Source organism: Pseudomonas asuensis (assembly GCF_014646755.1).
GTDB lineage: Bacteria > Pseudomonadota > Gammaproteobacteria > Pseudomonadales > Pseudomonadaceae > Chryseomonas > Chryseomonas asuensis.
This window is the reverse complement of record NZ_BMNW01000001.1, coordinates 783,189-801,215: the sequence shown is the minus strand read 5'-3', so window position 1 is coordinate 801,215 and position 18,027 is coordinate 783,189. Positions and strand designations below refer to the sequence as shown.

Genomic DNA, 18,027 nt, shown 5'->3' with positions numbered 1-18,027 from the left:
GTCATGGATAACAACCAGCCTATTATCGTAAAGCGCGTCAAGAAGATTGAGGGCGGGCACCATGGCGGCGCCTGGAAAATCGCCTTCGCTGACTTCATGACGGCCCTGATGGCGTTCTTCCTGGTGATGTGGCTGTTGATTTCAACCACACCCGAGCAGCGGATCGCCATTTCCGGTTACTTTCAGGACCCGATCGGGTTTACCGAAAGTGGGAGTCCTTATGTAATCGACCTGGGTGGTACGCCAACGGCGTCCCCCAATCAGACGCTGAACCCGACGATGGAAAATGATCCTCAAACGCCGGATTCACCTGATAGCTCAGACGAAGAGCAGATCGACCAGACCACTAAACCCAGCCCTGCGGATGCAGGCGGTATAAATGCCGAACAGGCTGAGAACATTGCGGAGAAAATCGATAAGGAACGTCTGCAACTGCTCCTGCAAGAATTGCAAAACAAGATCAACGAAAATCCGGATTTGCAGCGCTTCAAGGATCAGATTCTGCTGGAAATCACTCAGGACGGTCTGCGTATTCAGATTGTTGATGCGGAAAACCGCCCAATGTTTGACTCAGGCAGCGCTGAGCTGAAAATGTACTTCGAGAATATCCTGCTGGCCATGGCGGATACGATCAAGGAAGTACCAAACAAGATCAGTGTGAGCGGTCATACCGATGCCAAGCCGTTCGTAGGAAAAGGTTATTACGGTAACTGGGAATTGTCGGCGGCGCGTGCCAACGCAGCACGTCGGGCCCTGATAGCAGGTAGTTATCCTGAGGATCAGGTAGCACGTGTGGTGGGTTATGCCTCATCGGCGCTGTTCGACCGCAAGGACCCGCTCGATCCGGTCAACCGCCGTATCGACATTGTTGTCCTGACCAAGAAGGCTCAGAAGGCCATCGAAGGTGATAATGCTGGTAAAGCAGAGGATCAGCCGCCTGCAACCCCAGGCAATGCCCCTGCTGGCAGCGATAAGGGCGCCTCGACCGATGCGCCCGGCAGCGTGAAGGCCACGAGCAACTTGGCCAACCCGCTTAAGGGAATTGATCTGAAGAAGGAAATCAATGCCTTCGACGACGGTGCCCTGCAAATGAGCCCACCGCCCAAGCCGTAACGATAAAGGCTACCTGCCCGGACCTAGTACTCAGGTTCGGGCAGACTGGCGATGATATGCCGATAACTGGCAATGCGCTGGGGATGAATTCGGCCAGCCTCCTGTGCCGCTAGAAATGCGCAGCCTGGTTCACGGTCGTGCTTGCAGTCGCGGAAGCGGCAATGCCCGATAAGATCGGCAAACTCGATAAAACCAGCCTCTACATCGTGCCGGCTTACATGACCCAGGCCGAACTCACGGATACCGGGTGAATCGATAAGATCACCACCACCGGGGAAGTGGAATAAACGGGCCGTAGTTGTTGTGTGAGTCCCTTTACCCGTTACCTCGGACAGTGCTCCGACGCGTGTATCCACACCTGGTAGCAGGGCATTGACCAGAGATGATTTACCTACGCCGGATTGCCCTACGAATACACTGATATGCCCATCCAGCGTCTCTTTCAGCCTATCCAGGCTCAGGCCATTCAAGGCTGAGACTTCCAGTAATGGATATCCCAGGTTGTTATAAATACTCAGCAGGCTATCCATCCGCTCGGCATTGCTGTCATCGATCAGGTCGGCCTTATTCAAAAGCAGGATCGGCTGAATGCCGGCATGCTCGGCCGCCACCAGATAACGATCGATCAGGTTGCTGTGAGGTTCAGGAAGTGGCGCAAATACGATGACCAGCCGATCAACGTTGGCGGCTACCGGCTTCAAGATGCCACGCGCATCAGGACGGCACAGTTCAGACGTACGTGGCAATTGGGCAACGATAACGCCGATGCCCTGGTTGCCTGCACGCCAGACGACGCGGTCTCCTGTTACCAGGACCGGCAGATTCGCTCTCAAGTGGCAACGTTGAGCCTGGCCGTCTTCGCCTTCTACGTCTACCTGTACGCCAAAGTGGGCGATAATCCGGCCTGTCAGCTCTGGGCCCAAGTCGCCACCCTCAAGCTCTTCGATCAACCGGGACTCCCGGCGCTCGGCGCGAGCCGCGCGTTCGGTCTGAATCTTTTCGATACGCCAGCTTTGCCGGCGAGTGAGGTGGCGTTTGGCCATTAAGTAGCTCGATAAACCTGAAGTAAAGATAAAGTCTAACAGGCGGTTCGCTCGCCGGGGCAGAGATCGTCCAGCGGTCGGATCTTGGCTAGACTGCATAGCATCATCAGCTATTCACGATCCGGTCACATGCTCGATACCTTGCAACGCCGATATCCCGCTGTTCTCGCACTGCTGGTACAGGTGCTGGCTCTTTTGCTCACCTGGATTGTTCTACAGATAGCTCTGGTTACGGCTCATTATCGGGCGCCGCTGATGGGTGCAGCATGTCTGCAAGGGATTATGGCAGCAGCGCTTGGGCACTGGATGGGATTGCATCGCTGGTGGCTGTTCATCAACCTGGCCTTTGTGCCGGCATTGGTTGCTTTTGCCGGTTATACGATGCCGGGCTGGGTCTTTCTTGTAGGGTTCTTTGTCATTCTACTGTTGAATTGGAACAGTCTGACCGAACGGGTCCCGCTTTATCTGACCGGGCAAGACACTCAGAAAAAACTGAGTGAGTTACTTGCAAGGCGATCGGATGAGCTTTCCTTTATTGATCTGGGAAGCGGCCTGGCCGGAACGCTCATCTATCTTTCGCGCCTGCATCCACAAAGTCGATTTACAGGCGTGGAGACAGCACCAATGAGTTTTCTGCTCTCTTGGCTACGTTGCCTGCCTCGGCGTAATTGCCGGATTCGCTACCAAAGCCTATGGAACGTCGATCTGGCTGAATACGATGTTGTCTACTGCTTTCTCTCTCCCGCCCCGATGCCTGAGCTGTGGAAAAAAGCGCAGGCCGAGCTGCGTCCGGGGGCGCTGCTTATCAGCAATACCTTCGAGATTCCGGGCGTGCCGCCCAGTCAGGTTATCGAACTGAACGACTGGCGCCAGTCAAAAATTCTCATCTGGCAACGTTGACAGCATGGCTCCAGGCCAGCCGACCTGTATTTATTCCGCTAAACTGCCTGCATTGTTTAAGGAGTATTGCCATGCAGAATGACCAGAACCTGATCTGGATCGACCTCGAAATGACCGGCCTGGATCCGGATAACGATGTGATCATTGAAATGGCTACCATTGTGACAGACAGCGAGCTGAACACGTTGGCCGAAGGTCCGGTCATCGCGATTCATCAGCCGGACGAGATTCTGAACGGCATGGATGAGTGGAACACCCGCCAGCATGGCCAGTCAGGTCTGACCCAGCGGGTTCGTGAGAGCACCATCAGCATGGCAGAGGCCGAGCGCCAAACGCTGGCTTTTCTTGAGCAGTGGGTCCCGGTGCGTAAGTCGCCTATTTGCGGCAACAGTATCTGCCAGGATCGTCGTTTTCTCTATCGCCATATGCCGCAGCTGGAAGCCTATTTCCACTATCGGAATCTGGACGTTTCTACCCTGAAAGAGCTGGCGGCGCGTTGGGCGCCCCATGTACGTGATGGGGTGAAGAAGACCGGTAGCCACCTGGCACTGGACGATATCCGTGACTCCATTGAAGAGCTGCGCTACTACCGCGAGCATTTCATCAAAGTCTAAACGCTAGCATGGCGCCCCAACGCCCATTCCACGTGCTCGCGCACAAGCGGAGATGGGTGTTGCTGGTGTGCCTTCAATGCCTCGATCACCGGAATGCTTGTGGGAGCATTGCCTAAGGCCACAGCCAGGTTGCGCAGCCAGCGTTCATAGCCTGCTCGGCGCAAGGGCGAGCCCTCCGTACGGCTTAGGAATTCTTCTTCAGTCCAGCGAAAGAGCGTAACCAAGTCGCTGTTGTCCAGGTTATGCCGCGGCTGAAAGTCCGGCTGTGCAGTCGGCTTGGCGAATCGATTCCAGGGGCAGACAATCTGGCAGTCGTCACAACCAAAGACACGGTTGCCGACTAGAGGCCGTAGCTCCTCGGGAATCGGGCCCTTGAGTTCGATGGTCAGGTAAGAAATGCAGCGCCGCGCATCCAACACGTATGGCGCAACAAAGGCCTGCGTTGGACAGATAGCCATGCAGGCACTGCAGCGGCCGCAGTGGTTGCTGGGGTGAGGTTCGTCAACAGGCAAGGGCAGGTCGGTGAACAGTTCACCCAGGAAAAAGTAGCTGCCAGCTTTGCGATTGAGCACTAGCGTGTTTTTGCCAATCCAGCCAAGGCCCGCCTTTTCCGCCAGGGCTTTTTCAAGCACTGGTGCGCTGTCTACGAAGGCACGATAACCGAACGGGCCAATTGTGGACTGAATGCGCTCGGCTAATTGTTGCAGCCGCTTGCGGATCAGCTTGTGGTAGTCGCGTCCCAGGGCATAGCGGGAGACATACGCGTGCGTTGGATCTGCTAAACGTTTTGCCATGTCTGTATCGCCTGGCAAATAATCCATACGGAGCGAAACGATCCGCAGTGTGCCGGGGACCAGCTCGTCCGGGCGCGAACGTTTTTGGCCGTGTGCGGCCATATAGTCCATCTCGCCATGGTAACCCTCGGCAAGCCAGCGCTCGAGGTACGCCTCATGCTCACCCAGTGCCACACCGGTGATGCCGGTCTGTTGAAAGCCCAGCTCACGGCCCCATTCCTTGATGGAGGCTGCTAGCGTATCGAGATCGAGTGCGTAAGAAGACATGACGTGTTTAAGTTACTGATGAGAACCTATTTTGCCAGACCTTGGAGCTTGGTATCGCATGCACGACGAACTGCCGCTTTCCCTCTATAGCGCTGCGCAAGTCCGAGCGCTCGACGCCCGCCTGATCGAGTCGGGTACATCCGGTTTCGAGCTGATGCACCGTGCTGCACGAGCCGCCTGGCGATGCCTGCGGCAACGCTGGCCTGATGCTGGTGCGCTGACCGTATTTGCCGGAGGCGGCAACAATGGTGGAGATGGTTATTTAATCGCCTCGCTAGCCCAGCGGGGTGGCTGGCCTGTAAACGTGTATTACCTGAGCGACCCTGAAAAGCTCGAAGGCGATGCGGCTAAAGCCTACATGGAGGCAAAGGGCGTCGGCATCAACCCTCAGCCCTGGCAAGCAGGCGTCAAACTGACAGGCGTTGTAGTAGATGCTCTACTGGGTACGGGATTTTCTGGTGAATTGCGCGAGCCCTACGGCAAAGCCATCGAGCAGATCAATAACTGTACTCTTCCGGTACTGGCCGTCGATATCCCATCAGGGCTTAATGCCGACACGGGCTTTGTAAAAGATCAGGCCGTCAAGGCCAATCTTACCGTCACCTTTATCGGGCTCAAGCTTGGCCTATTGACGGGTAATGGACCCGACTATTGCGGTGACATTGAGTTTGCGGCCTTGGTGGAGGAGCCGCAGAACCCAGCCGATGCTATGGCACAACGGCTGGCCCCACGAAATTTGCCCAAGCTGGCACCTCGCAAGCGCAGTTCGCACAAGGGAAATTTCGGCCATGTACTGATAATCGGAGGAGATGAAGGTACAGGAGGTGCTGCACTCATGACCTCCGAGGCAGCGCTGCGCTGTGGCGCAGGTATGATTTCCCTAGCCACGCGACCCTCCAACGTGGCGCCCGTACTGGCGCGTCGACCTGAGGTGATGGTGGCAGGCGTCGAATCCGCTGGCAAGGTAGTTGCCCTGGCGGAAAAGGCTGATATCTTGGCTGTAGGGCCCGGCTTAGGGCAGGGTGCCTGGAGTCGCTGTATGATCAGTGTGGCGGCGTCACGGGATGTACCGCAGGTATGGGATGCTGACGCGCTCAATCTGCTGGCCAGTCAGGCGGTTAGCAAACCCAGGGGAGAATGGATCATGACTCCGCACCCTGGGGAAGCTGCGCGTCTGCTACGTAGCGATATCGCGACGATACAGAGTCGGCGGCCAGCGGCTGCCAGAAAGCTTGCAGAGCATTATGGTGCTGTCGTTCTGCTCAAGGGGCTTGGGACACTGATCGCTGCCCCGGATGGCCGCATGGCTCTGTGTGGGCGCGGTCACCCTACGATGTCTACCGGTGGCGCGGGTGATGTTCTCACAGGCATTATTGCAGCCCTTCTTGCACAACACCTTTCAGCCTTTGATGCCGCCTGCCTGGGTGCCTGGCTACATGGCCGCGCCGGAGAGCTGTTGGGGCAGCATGGCCGCGGGCTGGCTGCCAGTGATTTACCTGATACCGTTCGTCAGCTTTTAGAGAGTTACAATCCATGTCTGCAGTAACGCCTTCGTCCGAGACGATAACCCTGTTCGCGCCCGATGAAAACGCCATGACAGCCTTGGGGAAAGCCATTGCCCAAGCCAGCAAAGGCCGTGGAACACTTTATCTCCATGGGGACCTCGGGGCCGGCAAGACTACATTGTCACGAGGTATCGTGCGTGGCCTAGGGCATACCGGCGCAGTCAAAAGTCCCACCTTTACGCTGGTCGAGCCTTACGAGATAGGTGAGGTCCGCGTTTACCATTTCGACCTGTATCGTCTGGCGGACCCTGAGGAGCTCGAGTTCATGGGTATCCGGGATTACTTTACTGGCGATGCCCTTTGTCTGATCGAGTGGCCCGAGCGGGGCGTTGGACTTTTGCCAAAGCCAGACCTGGACATTACCATTACACCGCATGCGGGCGGCCGTAATTTGCAGTTGGTCTTTCAAGGCTCACATGGTGAGGCCTGGCGTGCCGCCCTATCTACAGGAGTTTGATGCAGATGGGTTGGGGGAAGCGTGTACGCCTGGGATGGGCAGCGTTAGGAGTCATGTTGTGTTGTCTGGCCAGCCAGGTGTGGGCGGCGTCAGATGTCAAAGACATGCGTGTCTGGCGTGCGCCGGACAATACGCGCCTGGTATTCGACTTGTCAGGGCCAGTCAAGGCCAATGTCTTTACGCTGACATCGCCTAACCGGATCGTCATTGATGTTAGTGGAGCTAAGCTGGCTACCAAGCTCAATGAGGCCCGTTTGAAAGGTACGCCCATTACCGGACTGCGTTCAGCTCAGCGATCAGCCGATGAGCTGCGCGTAGTCCTGGATGTATCCCAGCAGGTTACGCCGAAAAGCTTCACGTTGGCCCCTAACCAGCAGTACGGTAATCGCTTGGTAGTCGACCTGTTTGATCAGGGAGCGGACCTCTCCTCTGATATACCGGCCACGCCTACGCCAGGTAAGCCGTCTGCGCCAGTAACGCCTGTTCAACCCAAGATGACCGTGCCAGTCGGGCCTTCGGGCAAGCGCGACATCATTGTGGTTATCGATCCTGGCCATGGCGGCGAAGACCCCGGCGCAATCGCCAAGGGTGGCGGCCTGTATGAAAAGAACATCACGCTGGCCATTGGGCGAAAGCTGCAGGCACAGATCAACAGCATGAAGGGCTTCAAAGCCGAACTAACCCGTACAGGCGATTACTACATCCCGTTGCGCAAGCGTACGGAGATTGCGCGTAAGAAAGGTGCTGATCTGTTCGTATCTATCCATGCCGACGCTGCGCCCAACCGTACCGCTTCAGGCGTATCGGTATTTGCGCTTTCTCAGCGAGGAGCCACTTCCGAGACAGCACGCTGGCTGGCGGATACGGAAAACAGCTCCGACCTTATTGGTGGGGTAGGCAGTGCTCTGGATAATAAGGATCAAATGCTTGCTGGCGTTTTGCTGGACCTGTCCATGACGTCTACGATGTCGTCGAGTCTGGATGTTGGGCAGAAGGTGCTGACCAACGTAGGGCAGCAAACCAAGCTCCTGCACAATCGCGTGGAGCAGGCCGCCTTCGTGGTGTTGAAATCTCCGGATATTCCTTCGATCCTGATCGAAACCGGCTTTATTTCAAATCCGAATGAGTCCATAAAGCTTGCTTCGGCTGCGCATCAGGAGCTGTTGGCACGGCAGATCCGCAGTGGTATCTCTACATACTTCCAGAAGAGCCCGCCACCGGGTACCTACCTGGCTTGGCTACGGGACCAAAAAGCCCAACAAGTGGCGACCGGCTCGCGCTAACATAGCGCGATGCCTACATCACAACTGTTCGATAACGGCCGGCTGCCATTGCCTTAGGCAGTGCGGCCGCTTCTGTTTTGGCAGTACTGTTCACCCGATCACAGACCAGCCTGGCTAATTCCATGACTGAACTTCGTCGTATTCAACTTCTCAGCCCACGTCTGGCCAACCAGATTGCCGCCGGCGAGGTGGTTGAGCGCCCAGCCTCGGTAGCCAAGGAGCTGTTGGAAAACAGCCTTGATGCCGGCGCGCGCCGTATCGACATTGATGTCGAGCAGGGCGGCGTCAAGTTACTGCGAATCAGGGATGATGGTAGTGGTATCCCTCCTGATGATTTAGCGCTGGCGCTGGAGCGTCATGCCACTAGCAAAATTTATAACCTCGATGAGCTTGAGCATGTTGTCAGCCTGGGCTTTCGAGGCGAGGCGCTGGCGTCGATCAGTTCTGTCTCACGTCTCACGCTCACGTCGCGGCACCAGGACGCTGATCAGGCGTGGCAGGTCGAGACCGAGGGCCGCGAAATGCATTCGACGGTCAAACCAGCCGCACATCCTCAAGGTACTACGGTCGAGGTTCGCGATCTTTTCTTCAACACGCCAGCGCGCCGCAAGTTTCTGCGTGCAGAAAAGACCGAGTTCGACCATTTGCAGGAAGTTATCAAGCGCTTGGCGTTGGCCCGTTTCGATGTGGGGTTCAATCTCCGCCATAACGGCAAAAGTATTCTGGCGCTGCGCGAGGCGACAGACGATATTACCCAGGCCCGTCGTGTTGCAGCCGTCTGCGGCCCAAATTTTCTAGAACAGGCCCTGCCCATCCAAAATGAGAGAGGCGAGCTGCGACTGTGGGGCTGGGTAGGCATGCCTACGTTCTCTCGCAGCCAGGCGGACTTACAGTACTTTTATGTAAATGGTCGCATGGTGCGTGACAAGCTCGTTGCACATGCCATCCGGCAAGCCTATCGCGATGTGCTCTACAATGGGCGTCATCCCGCGTTTGTGCTATTTCTTGAGCTTGATCCGGGCGTAGTAGACGTGAACGTGCACCCTACCAAGCATGAGGTTCGCTTCCGGGATACCCGGATGGTGCATGACTTCCTGTATGGCACCTTGCACCGTGCGCTTGCAGATGTGCGTCCAGATGATCAGGTCACGGCACCGGCAGCCGTTACCGTACCACCACGTATTGCCGGTTCTGCCGCAGGGGAGTTTGGGCCTCAAGGTGAGATGAGCCTGGCGGCGCATACGCTGGAAAGTAATCAGTCGGCACCTGCTACCTATGCTTCAGAACCAGCTATGCCGGAAGCAGAACCACGCCCGCCTGCCAGTAACGGCTCTGGCAGCTATGGGGGCTCCAGCTATTCACCTAAGCCAGCATATCCCACGCAAAATGTGGCTGAATTGCAGGGGGCCTACCAAACGTTCTTTGCGCCGCTGCCTTCTGCAACGGGTAGCGCAGGTGCTGCATCGGCCGCCTTGCCGGAAAGTCAGGGCGATATTCCCCCGTTGGGTTACGCCTTGGCTCAGCTCAAGGGGATTTATATCCTGGCGGAAAATGCCTATGGCCTTGTGCTGGTCGACATGCATGCCGCTCACGAACGTATCACTTATGAGCGCCTCAAGGTTGCCATGGCCAGCGAAGGTTTGCGTGGACAGCCACTCCTGGTGCCTGAGTCACTGGCAGTTAGCGAGCGGGAGGCTGATTGTGCTGAAGAGAACAGCCAATGGTTCTCCAAGCTGGGGTTTGAGCTACAGCGCCTGGGGCCGGAAACGCTGGCTATCCGGCAAATACCTGCGCTGCTAAAGCAGGCCGAAGCGGGAGACCTGGTTCGGGACGTTCTGACTGATCTTCTAGAGTATGGTACGAGCGATCGTATCCAGGCCCATATTAACGAGCTCCTGGGGACTATGGCCTGCCACGGTTCTGTCAGAGCCAACCGGCGTTTGACAGTGCCTGAAATGAACGCTTTGCTACGAGATATGGAGATCACCGAGCGCAGCGGTCAATGCAATCATGGTCGCCCCACATGGACGCAGATGGGGCTTGATGATTTGGATAAATTATTCCTGCGTGGCAGGTAATCGGCGCCACATGATGTGGCGTCGGCTTTGATGAGAGTTTTCATGTCTTTTCCACCTGCCATTTTTCTGATGGGTCCCACCGCTTCAGGCAAGACCGATCTGGCCATTGAGCTTGCCAAGGTCTTGCCATGCGACTTGATCAGTGTTGACTCGGCGCTGGTGTACCGTGAGATGGATATCGGTACGGCCAAGCCTTCGCAGGCGCTGCTTGCGGACTTTCCTCATCGTCTGATCGATATTCGTGAGCCTAATGAAACGTATTCAGCTGCTGACTTTTGTACGGATGCGCTTCAGGCAATGGCCGAGATCACGGCGGCTGGACGTATCCCGCTGCTGGTAGGCGGCACCATGCTCTATTTCAAGGCTCTTTTTGAAGGGCTGGCGGATATGCCGAGTGCCGACCCGCTCATTCGTGCTGAGATTGAAGCTATTGCGGCAGAGCAAGGGTGGGGTGAGGTTCATCGCCTATTGGCGGAGGTCGATCCCGAGTCGGCTGCACGTATTCATCCTAACGATCCGCAGCGCCTGACTCGTGCACTGGAAGTCCATCGGGTCAGTGGAATGACCATGACAGAGCATCGGGAGCGTCAAAGACAAGGAAATGCAGATTCTGACGCGCCGTTTGTCGCACATTTCCCGTATACTGCCGTTCATCTGGCTATTGCTCCCCAAGAGCGTGCGCTGTTGCATGCGCGAATAGCCCAGCGTTTCCGCCACATGCTGGAACAGGGCTTTGTCGATGAGGTCTCACGTCTACGGGCGCGAGGTGATTTGCAGCCTGAACTACCCTCTATGCGTGCCGTAGGCTACCGTCAAGTATGGGAGTACCTGGACGGCGGAATGAGTTACAACGAAATGACAGAGCGCGGCATTATTGCCACACGTCAGCTGGCTAAACGGCAGCTTACCTGGCTACGCAGCTGGGGCCAGCTACAGTGGTTGGACAGTATGGCCCGTGACAATGTGTCGCGTGTCTTGAAAAGCCTTAAGGCGGTCTCCATATGCAGTTGAGTCTCAAGAAGAATGAAGCCGGTGATGGCGAACCTTCTGACCTTGCAACAAACGAATCTTTTACCTTTGAGGAGAGCGGCACAATGTCAAAAGGGCATTCGCTACAAGACCCTTACCTGAATACTTTGCGTAAGGAACGCGTTCCAGTTTCCATTTACTTGGTTAATGGTATCAAGTTGCAAGGTCAGATCGAGTCCTTTGACCAGTTCGTCATTCTGCTGAAGAACACTGTCAGTCAGATGGTCTACAAGCACGCAATCTCAACGGTAGTTCCTAGTCGCCCTGTTCGTCTGCCTAGCAGTGATCAGCCGGCTGAACCCGGTAACCTATAAAATAGGAGTCGCCTTTGTTCTTTGAACGCCCGGGTGGTGGTGAACGGGCCATTCTGGTCCATCTTGAAGGCCAAGATCCTGAATCCCGCGAGGATCCTCAGGAGTTCCAAGAACTTGCGCGCTCAGCTGGCGCTGACACGGTGGCGATGGTTACCGTGTCGCGGCATCAGCCTTCTGCACGTTTTCTCATCGGTACCGGCAAGGTCGATGAACTCCATGATCTGGTAAAGGCCGATGAGGCTGAGCTAGTCATTTTCAATCACACCCTTACCCCTAGTCAGGAGCGCAACCTTGAGCGTGCCCTGGAGTGTCGGGTGCTTGATCGTACCGGGTTGATTCTCGATATCTTTGCTCAGCGAGCCCGAACTCACGAAGGTAAGCTTCAGGTGGAGCTGGCCCAGCTCGAGCACATGAGCACCCGTCTGGTACGTGGCTGGACCCACCTTGAGCGTCAAAAGGGCGGGATCGGTCTTCGTGGTCCTGGGGAAACCCAGCTTGAAACGGACCGTCGCTTGCTGCGTGTTCGTATTCGCCAGATCAAGCAGCGTCTTGAAAAGGTGCGCAGTCAGCGTGAGCAGGCTCGGCGAGGACGGCGGCGTGCCGAAATCCCAGCTGTATCTCTTGTTGGATATACCAACGCGGGTAAGTCTACGCTATTCAATACCTTGACCTCATCCGAGGTCTATGCGGCGAATCAGTTGTTCGCGACGCTTGATCCGACGTTGCGTCGTTTGCAGTTGGCTGATTTAGGGCCGGTTGTGCTGGCGGATACCGTGGGATTCATCCGGCACCTTCCACACAAGCTGGTGGAAGCGTTTCGCGCCACGTTGGAAGAATCAAGTAACGCCGATCTCTTGTTGCATGTAATCGACTCCCATGAGGAGGACCGCATGCTACAAATTGAACAGGTAAATATCGTCCTGGGCGAAATCGGTGCTGACGAAATTCCTATGCTCGAGGTCTATAACAAGATCGACTTGCTTGAGAATGTCGAGCCGCATATCCAGCGTGATGAAGAAACCGGTCGCCCGATTAGGGTCTGGGCTTCTGCGCGTGAAAATCAAGGGCTGGAGCTGATCTGCCAGGCTGTGGCTGAACTACTGGGCGACGACTTGTTCGTAGGTAAATTACGCTTACCGCAAGCCCTAGGTCGTCTGCGTGCGCTATTGTTCAGTCAAGGGGCTGTACAGGAAGAGTCGCATGACGAAGATGGGTATACGCTTTTGTCGGTACGTCTGCCTCGGGCAGAACTTAATCGTCTCGTCAGTCGTGAAGGCTTTGAGCCGGATGACTTCGTGGCGCAACATACTTTGCAATAAAGCCTTTATCGACGTTTTTGGTCCGGGCGCTTGGCATCCGGTAGCATTGGTCGGCGCGCCAACCGGCGCGTTTTCGCTTTAGTCAGTAGGGAGAGCGCTATGGCTTGGAACGAGCCGGGTGGCAACTCAAATAATCAAGATCCCTGGGGCGGCGATCGCCGTGGCGGTGGTAATGGTAATAACGGTGGTGGTCGTCAGGGGCCGCCAGACCTGGATGAAGCGCTTCGTAAGTTGCAAAACAAGCTAAATCGCTTGTTTGGCGGCAAAAAGCGTCCGGATTCCCAGGGTGGTAATGGCCGACAGGGGGGCAGCAGTGCGGGTCTGATTTTAATCGGCTTGGCCTTGCTGTTTGGCTTGTGGCTATACAACGCTATTTACGTCGTAGACGAGCAGGAGCAGGCAGTTGTGCTGCGCTTCGGCAAGTATTACGAAACGGTAGGTCCTGGCCTGAATATTTATTTTCCCCCAATGGATCGCAAGTTCCAGGAAAACGTGACGCGTGAGCGTGCATATAGCAAGCAGGGGCAAATGCTGACTCAGGACGAGAACATCGTCGAAGTACCGCTGACCGTTCAGTACAAGATTACCGATTTGGAGTCCTTTGTATTAAACGTGGATCAGCCGGAAATCAGTCTTCAGCATGCTACTGATAGTGCCCTGCGTCATGTGGCTGGCTCTTCGACCATGGATCAGCTGCTGACATCTGGCCGTGAACAGGTCGCAGGTGAAGTGCGTGAGCGCTTGCAGCGTTTCCTGGATACCTACAAAACAGGTATTACGGTTACTCAGGTAAACATTCAAAGTGCTGCTGCACCTCGCGAGGTTCAGGAGGCATTTGATGATGTTATCCGTGCGCGTGAAGACGAGCAGCGTGAGCGTAACCAAGCCGAAACCTATGCCAACGGCGTGATTCCTGAGGCGCGTGGTCAGGCTCAGCGTTTGATTGAGGATGCTAATGGTTACCGTGAGGAGGTCATTGCACGTGCCCAGGGTGAAGCGGATCGCTTTAATAACCTGGTGGCCGAGTATGAGAAGGCACCTCAGGTAACACGTGAGCGTCTGTATCTTGAGGCTATGCAGGATATGCTGAGCCAGTCGAGCAAGGTTCTGATCACGGCACAGGGTGGCCAGAATAATATGCTCTATCTGCCGCTAGACAAGATGGTGCAAAACCGTCCTGCCGAATCGAGTGATTCATCGACCTCGCCTTCTTCAGGCAATAACAGCTCGAATAATCCCTCGCCGTCGGTAAGAGCTTTGCCGCAGCTGCCTGAAGTACGGACAAGGGAGAGCCGCTGATGAGTAACAAGTCTATCGCCGCTCTGGTTGTAGTGGCCATTCTGGGAATATTTGCCTGGAGCAGCCTGTTTATCGTTCAGCAGACCGAACGCGCAGTTATGTTGCAGTTTGGTCGTGTAGTAGATGCTGACCTTAAGCCTGGCTTGCATTTCAAGCTGCCCTTTGTAAACAAGGTACGCAAGTTCGACGCTCGTCTTATGACGTTGGACTCTCCAACGCAGCGGTTTTTGACCCTGGAAAAGAAAGCTGTGATGGTGGATGCCTATGCCAAATGGCGTGTCTTTAATGCTGAGCGTTTCTATACGGCAACCTCAGGTATGAAGCAGATTGCCGATGAGCGCCTGATGCGTCGTTTGGAGGCTGGACTGCGCGATCAGTTTGGTAAGCGCACCTTGCATGAAGTAGTTTCTGGCGAGCGTGATGCCATGGTGGCCGAGTTAACAGGTTCACTTAACAAAATGGCTAATGCAGAGCTAGGCATCGAAGTGTTGGATGTTCGAGTCAAGGCTATTGATCTGCCGAAAGAGGTAAGTCGTAGCGTCTATGAGCGTATGGGTACTGAGCGTGAGCGTGAAGCGCGTGAGCACCGTGCCAAGGGACGTGAGTTGGCTGAAGGTATTCGCGCAGATGCAGATCGTCAGCGTCGCGTCATTCTGGCGGAAGCCTATCGCGAAGCAGAAGAAACACGAGGCGATGGTGATGCCCGTGCTGCAGCAATCTATGCCCAGGCTTATACAAAAAACCCTGAGTTCTACTCTTTTACACGTAGCTTGCAGGCGTATCGCAATAGTTTCTCTAATAAGAGCGACATCTTAGTGATGGATCCGAAGAACGAGTTCTTCAAATATCTTGGTGATCCAACGCCGTAAAAAGGTAGGCGGGCGCTCGTCGCCCGCCGCTGACCTTTCTGTATTTCGTGGTATCATAAGTCAGCCGGGAACATCCCGGCTTTTTTGCGTCTGCATGAACCCTGCATGGCGGCGAGGTTGTGTCACGGGAGATGGCTCAGGCAATCTGCCGTCGCTGCGCTTGTTGCTCGCCACTGTACCGTGCTCTGTGCGGCAGCTTTGCCTGCGCGTGCATAAGGTCTTCATGACAGGCTGCCGCTCGCATGATGGAGAAAGGCTCAATGGCAACGGTAGACCGCTGGCTGCTGCCTGACGGAATTGAAGAAATCCTGCCCCCCGAGGCTGCCAGCATCGAGATCGCCCGTCGACGGGTGTTGGAGTTGTTTCAGCAGTGGGGGTACGAGTTTGTTGTAACACCTCACGTCGAGTTTCTGGAATCGCTGTTGACGGCAGCAGGCCAGGATCTGGAGCTACGCACCTTCAAGGTAACCGACCCGCTGTCAGGTCGCTTGATGGGGTTCCGCGCCGACATCACACCTCAAGTTGCCCGGATGGATGCACATGCATTACATCGAGAAGGGCCGAGCCGTTTATGTTATGCCGGTAGTGTCCTGCATTCTCGCCCTCGTGCATTGTCTACTTCGCGCAGTCCGATTCAGATCGGGGCCGAGCTGTATGGGGTCAAGGATACGGCTGGCGATCTTGAAATCATCAGTCTGATGCTGGGCGTGCTTGAGCTGGCTCAGATACCTGATGTGCATATGGATCTTGGGCATGTAGGAATCTATCGCGGTTTATGTGAAGCGGCGGGCCTCTCAGGCGCGGCCGAAGAGGCGTTATTCGACGCACTACAGCGCAAGGCTGTGGATGAGGTCATGATTCTGACTCAAACACTTCCTGCACCTTATGGCGATATGTTGTGCAGTCTGGTCGAATTGTGTGGAGGGCGCGAAGCCCTTGATGCTGCACGTCAGCGCCTTGCAGACGCACCGCCTTCCGTCGTTTTGGCATTGGATGCATTGTGTTCTCTGGCGGGTACGCTAGCTCAGCGGTTTCCAGATATCCCGTTGTATTTTGATCTGGGCGAGCTGCGCGGATATCACTACCACACCGGCGTTGTTTTCGCGGCATTTGTGCCGGGTAGTGGCCAGGCTATTGCTCAAGGCGGACGCTACGACAACATTGGTGCAAACTTCGGTCGAGCACGTCCAGCGACAGGTTTTTCTACCGATCTGAAAACCCTGGTCATGCTAGGCCAGGCTGATATGACCGAGTCATTAACAGGTATATGGGCTCCTCTTGGTGAGGAGGCTCAGTTATGGAATGCAATCCGCCAATTGCGATCATCTGGTGAGCGTGTGGTGCAGGCATTGCCTGGCCAGGATGACTCGGATGCACGCGCATCAGGCTGTGACCGACAGCTGACATGGCAGGACGGAATTTGGCAGGTGGCGCCCCTGGCGTCGTGAGAGTTCGCCGGGTTAGCCGGCTCCAGAGATTCCTATAGGGGAAAGGTTATGGGTAAGAATGTCGTCGTCCTGGGCACCCAGTGGGGTGATGAGGGCAAAGGCAAGATTGTCGATCTGCTGACTGATCAGGCTGCAGCGGTTGTTCGCTACCAGGGTGGCCACAACGCGGGGCATACGTTGGTAATCGATGGGGAAAAAACCATTTTGCGTTTGATCCCGTCCGGTATTCTGCGTGCCGATACGCAGTGCCTGATTGGTAATGGTGTGGTGCTAGCACCCGATGCCTTGTTCAAGGAAGTTGCTGAGCTTGAGGCTAAGGGTGTTCCGGTTCGCGAGCGTTTACGTATCAGCTCCGCCTGCCAATTGATTCTGCCTTATCACGTGGCGCTTGATCAGGCGCGTGAAAAGGCCCGTGGTGATGCCAAAATTGGAACAACTGGTCGCGGTATTGGCCCAGCGTATGAAGATAAAATTGCTCGTCGCGGTCTACGCGTGGGTGATCTGTTCCATCCTGAGCGCTTTGCTCAAAAGCTGCGTGAAGTGCTGGATTACCATAATTTTGTCTTGCAAAACTTCTTCAGCGAGCAGCCTGTTGATTTCCAGAAGACCTATGACGATGCAATGGAGCACGCCAAAGTACTCAAGCCGCTGATGCTCGATGTGGTATCGCGCTTGCACGAACTGCGTAGAGCGGGCGAGAACATCATGTTCGAGGGTGCTCAGGGTACGCTGCTGGATATCGATCATGGTACTTATCCATTCGTTACCAGCTCGAACACGACGGCGGGTGGTGTTGCTACAGGTTCGGGCGTAGGGCCTTTGTATCTGGATTATATTCTGGGTATCACCAAGGCCTACACCACCCGGGTAGGATCAGGTCCGTTCCCGACCGAACTGTTCGATGAGACAGGCGTTTATCTGGCAAAGAAAGGCCATGAGTTCGGTTCGGTAACAGGTCGTCCGCGTCGTTGCGGCTGGTTCGATGCAGTTATCTTGCGTCGTTCTATCGAGGTTAACAGTATCTCTGGCCTTTGCCTGACCAAGCTGGATGTTCTTGATGGGCTGGAAACCGTACGTATTTGCGTAGGCTATCGCAATGCTGAGGGTGAGCTTACTGAAGCTCCCACTGACGCAGACAGTTACATCGGCCTGGAGCCCATCTACGAAGAAATGCCGGGTTGGTCCGAGTCAACTGTAGGTGTTCGCAGCATGGATGAGCTGCCTGCCAATGCGCGTGCGTACATTGCTCGTATTCAGGAATTGGTGGGTGCGCCTATCGATATCGTCTCCACAGGTCCTGACCGTAACGAAACAATTGTGCTTCGTCACCCGTTTGCCTGATCTGATCAGGTAAGCAGAGAAGGGGTCGCTTAGGCGGCCCTTTTTCGTGGGCGCTAGAACAAATTATCTTGAAAGGGGTCTTGAAAAGCGGAACCCTAGAAACGACAAAACCGAGCTATTTAGCTCGGTTGTCTGTAAAGTGGTGCCCAGGAGAAGACTCGAACTTCCACGGTGTTGCCACCGCTAGGACCTGAACCTAGTGCGTCTACCAATTCCGCCACCTGGGCACTGTGCGATATGCGATGATCTCACCGTATTTCGCGTTAGCAACGTGCTTGCCGTTGCTGTGGCGCG

Annotated in this window: 15 protein-coding genes, 1 tRNA gene and 1 pseudogene; 14 read left to right on the top strand and 3 right to left on the bottom strand. The window is 55.5% G+C overall.

Annotated features, from left to right (window positions below):
• The first annotated feature begins 3 nt into the window (after positions 1–3).
• Positions 4–1,113, top strand: a complete 1,110-nt coding sequence (gene motB / locus IEX86_RS03655) for a flagellar motor protein MotB (protein ID WP_188864683.1) — start codon at positions 4–6, stop codon at positions 1,111–1,113.
• A gap of 23 nt (positions 1,114–1,136) precedes the next feature.
• Here motB and rsgA read toward each other — a convergent pair whose 3' ends face one another.
• Entirely contained in the window at positions 1,137–2,156 is a 1,020-nt protein-coding gene (rsgA, locus tag IEX86_RS03650) for a small ribosomal subunit biogenesis GTPase RsgA (protein ID WP_188864682.1), read from the bottom strand.
• A 129-nt stretch (positions 2,157–2,285) separates the two neighbouring features.
• On the opposite strand from rsgA, the gene IEX86_RS03645 reads away from it, so the two are divergent.
• Both IEX86_RS03645 and orn read left to right on the top strand, forming a co-directional pair.
• The gene (locus IEX86_RS03645) at positions 2,286–3,056 is read left to right on the top strand and encodes a class I SAM-dependent methyltransferase (RefSeq protein WP_188864681.1); all 771 of its coding nucleotides are present in this window, start codon (positions 2,286–2,288) and stop codon (positions 3,054–3,056) included.
• A 71-nt stretch (positions 3,057–3,127) separates the two neighbouring features.
• Complete coding sequence (orn, locus tag IEX86_RS03640; protein WP_188864680.1) at positions 3,128–3,670, top strand: oligoribonuclease; 543 nt, start codon at positions 3,128–3,130, stop codon at positions 3,668–3,670.
• Here orn and queG read toward each other — a convergent pair.
• Positions 3,667–4,731: a tRNA epoxyqueuosine(34) reductase QueG gene (queG, locus tag IEX86_RS03635; RefSeq protein ID WP_188864679.1), complete on the bottom strand. Its 1,065-nt coding sequence runs from the start codon at positions 4,729–4,731 to the stop codon at positions 3,667–3,669. The two genes, orn and queG, sit on opposite strands and share 4 nt — an antisense overlap.
• Before the next feature lie 58 nt (positions 4,732–4,789).
• On the opposite strand from queG, the gene IEX86_RS03630 reads away from it, so the two are divergent.
• The 11 genes and pseudogenes from IEX86_RS03630 to IEX86_RS03580 all read left to right on the top strand — a co-directional run bounded on the left by IEX86_RS03630 (position 4,790) and on the right by IEX86_RS03580 (position 17,733).
• Complete coding sequence (locus IEX86_RS03630; RefSeq protein WP_188864678.1) at positions 4,790–6,277, top strand: NAD(P)H-hydrate dehydratase; 1,488 nt, start codon at positions 4,790–4,792, stop codon at positions 6,275–6,277.
• A complete protein-coding gene (tsaE, locus tag IEX86_RS03625; protein WP_188864677.1) occupies positions 6,265–6,753 on the top strand; it encodes a tRNA (adenosine(37)-N6)-threonylcarbamoyltransferase complex ATPase subunit type 1 TsaE in 489 nt (162 codons plus the stop codon). Before IEX86_RS03630 ends, tsaE begins: the two co-directional genes overlap by 13 nt.
• A 53-nt stretch (positions 6,754–6,806) precedes the next feature.
• Positions 6,807–8,003, top strand: a pseudogene (locus tag IEX86_RS03620) (N-acetylmuramoyl-L-alanine amidase); the annotation flags it as partial.
• Between the two features lie 155 nt (positions 8,004–8,158).
• The gene (mutL, locus tag IEX86_RS03615; RefSeq protein ID WP_188864676.1) at positions 8,159–10,114 is read left to right on the top strand and encodes a DNA mismatch repair endonuclease MutL; all 1,956 of its coding nucleotides are present in this window, start codon (positions 8,159–8,161) and stop codon (positions 10,112–10,114) included.
• 42 nt (positions 10,115–10,156) lie between these two features.
• The gene (gene miaA / locus IEX86_RS03610) at positions 10,157–11,125 is read left to right on the top strand and encodes a tRNA (adenosine(37)-N6)-dimethylallyltransferase MiaA (protein ID WP_188864675.1); all 969 of its coding nucleotides are present in this window, start codon (positions 10,157–10,159) and stop codon (positions 11,123–11,125) included.
• Between the two features lie 83 nt (positions 11,126–11,208).
• Positions 11,209–11,457 (top strand): RNA chaperone Hfq, encoded by a 249-nt coding sequence (gene hfq / locus IEX86_RS03605; RefSeq protein WP_145144391.1) that lies wholly within the window; start codon positions 11,209–11,211, stop codon positions 11,455–11,457.
• Positions 11,458–11,471: 14 nt separating this feature from the next.
• On the top strand, positions 11,472–12,776 hold the full coding sequence (gene hflX / locus IEX86_RS03600; RefSeq protein ID WP_188864674.1) for a ribosome rescue GTPase HflX: 1,305 nt from the start codon (positions 11,472–11,474) through the stop codon (positions 12,774–12,776).
• A gap of 99 nt (positions 12,777–12,875) precedes the next feature.
• Positions 12,876–14,075 carry an FtsH protease activity modulator HflK gene (hflK, locus tag IEX86_RS03595; RefSeq protein WP_188864673.1) on the top strand — a complete coding sequence of 400 codons (1,200 nt, stop codon included), beginning with the start codon at positions 12,876–12,878 and terminating at the stop codon, positions 14,073–14,075.
• Positions 14,075–14,944, top strand: a complete 870-nt coding sequence (hflC, locus tag IEX86_RS03590; RefSeq protein ID WP_188864672.1) for a protease modulator HflC — start codon at positions 14,075–14,077, stop codon at positions 14,942–14,944. Before hflK ends, hflC begins: the two co-directional genes overlap by 1 nt.
• 260 nt (positions 14,945–15,204) lie before the next feature.
• Positions 15,205–16,392: an ATP phosphoribosyltransferase regulatory subunit gene (locus IEX86_RS03585; RefSeq protein ID WP_188864671.1), complete on the top strand. Its 1,188-nt coding sequence runs from the start codon at positions 15,205–15,207 to the stop codon at positions 16,390–16,392.
• Positions 16,393–16,440: 48 nt separating this feature from the next.
• Positions 16,441–17,733, top strand: a complete 1,293-nt coding sequence (locus IEX86_RS03580; RefSeq protein WP_188864670.1) for an adenylosuccinate synthase — start codon at positions 16,441–16,443, stop codon at positions 17,731–17,733.
• A gap of 140 nt (positions 17,734–17,873) precedes the next feature.
• Here the strand turns inward: IEX86_RS03580 and IEX86_RS03575 are convergent.
• Positions 17,874–17,960 (bottom strand) — tRNA-Leu (locus tag IEX86_RS03575).
• Positions 17,961–18,027 lie beyond the last annotated feature (67 nt).

Coding starts and splice junctions, on each gene's coding strand:
- motB (WP_188864683.1), top strand. CDS start 4: ATGGATAACAACCAGCCTATTATCGTAAAGCGCGTCAAGAAGATTGAG.
- rsgA (WP_188864682.1), bottom strand. CDS start 2,156: ATGGCCAAACGCCACCTCACTCGCCGGCAAAGCTGGCGTATCGAAAAG.
- IEX86_RS03645 (WP_188864681.1), top strand. CDS start 2,286: ATGCTCGATACCTTGCAACGCCGATATCCCGCTGTTCTCGCACTGCTG.
- orn (WP_188864680.1), top strand. CDS start 3,128: ATGCAGAATGACCAGAACCTGATCTGGATCGACCTCGAAATGACCGGC.
- queG (WP_188864679.1), bottom strand. CDS start 4,731: ATGTCTTCTTACGCACTCGATCTCGATACGCTAGCAGCCTCCATCAAG.
- IEX86_RS03630 (WP_188864678.1), top strand. CDS start 4,790: ATGCACGACGAACTGCCGCTTTCCCTCTATAGCGCTGCGCAAGTCCGA.
- tsaE (WP_188864677.1), top strand. CDS start 6,265: ATGTCTGCAGTAACGCCTTCGTCCGAGACGATAACCCTGTTCGCGCCC.
- mutL (WP_188864676.1), top strand. CDS start 8,159: ATGACTGAACTTCGTCGTATTCAACTTCTCAGCCCACGTCTGGCCAAC.
- miaA (WP_188864675.1), top strand. CDS start 10,157: ATGTCTTTTCCACCTGCCATTTTTCTGATGGGTCCCACCGCTTCAGGC.
- hfq (WP_145144391.1), top strand. CDS start 11,209: ATGTCAAAAGGGCATTCGCTACAAGACCCTTACCTGAATACTTTGCGT.
- hflK (WP_188864673.1), top strand. CDS start 12,876: ATGGCTTGGAACGAGCCGGGTGGCAACTCAAATAATCAAGATCCCTGG.
- hflC (WP_188864672.1), top strand. CDS start 14,075: ATGAGTAACAAGTCTATCGCCGCTCTGGTTGTAGTGGCCATTCTGGGA.
- IEX86_RS03585 (WP_188864671.1), top strand. CDS start 15,205: ATGGCAACGGTAGACCGCTGGCTGCTGCCTGACGGAATTGAAGAAATC.
- IEX86_RS03580 (WP_188864670.1), top strand. CDS start 16,441: ATGGGTAAGAATGTCGTCGTCCTGGGCACCCAGTGGGGTGATGAGGGC.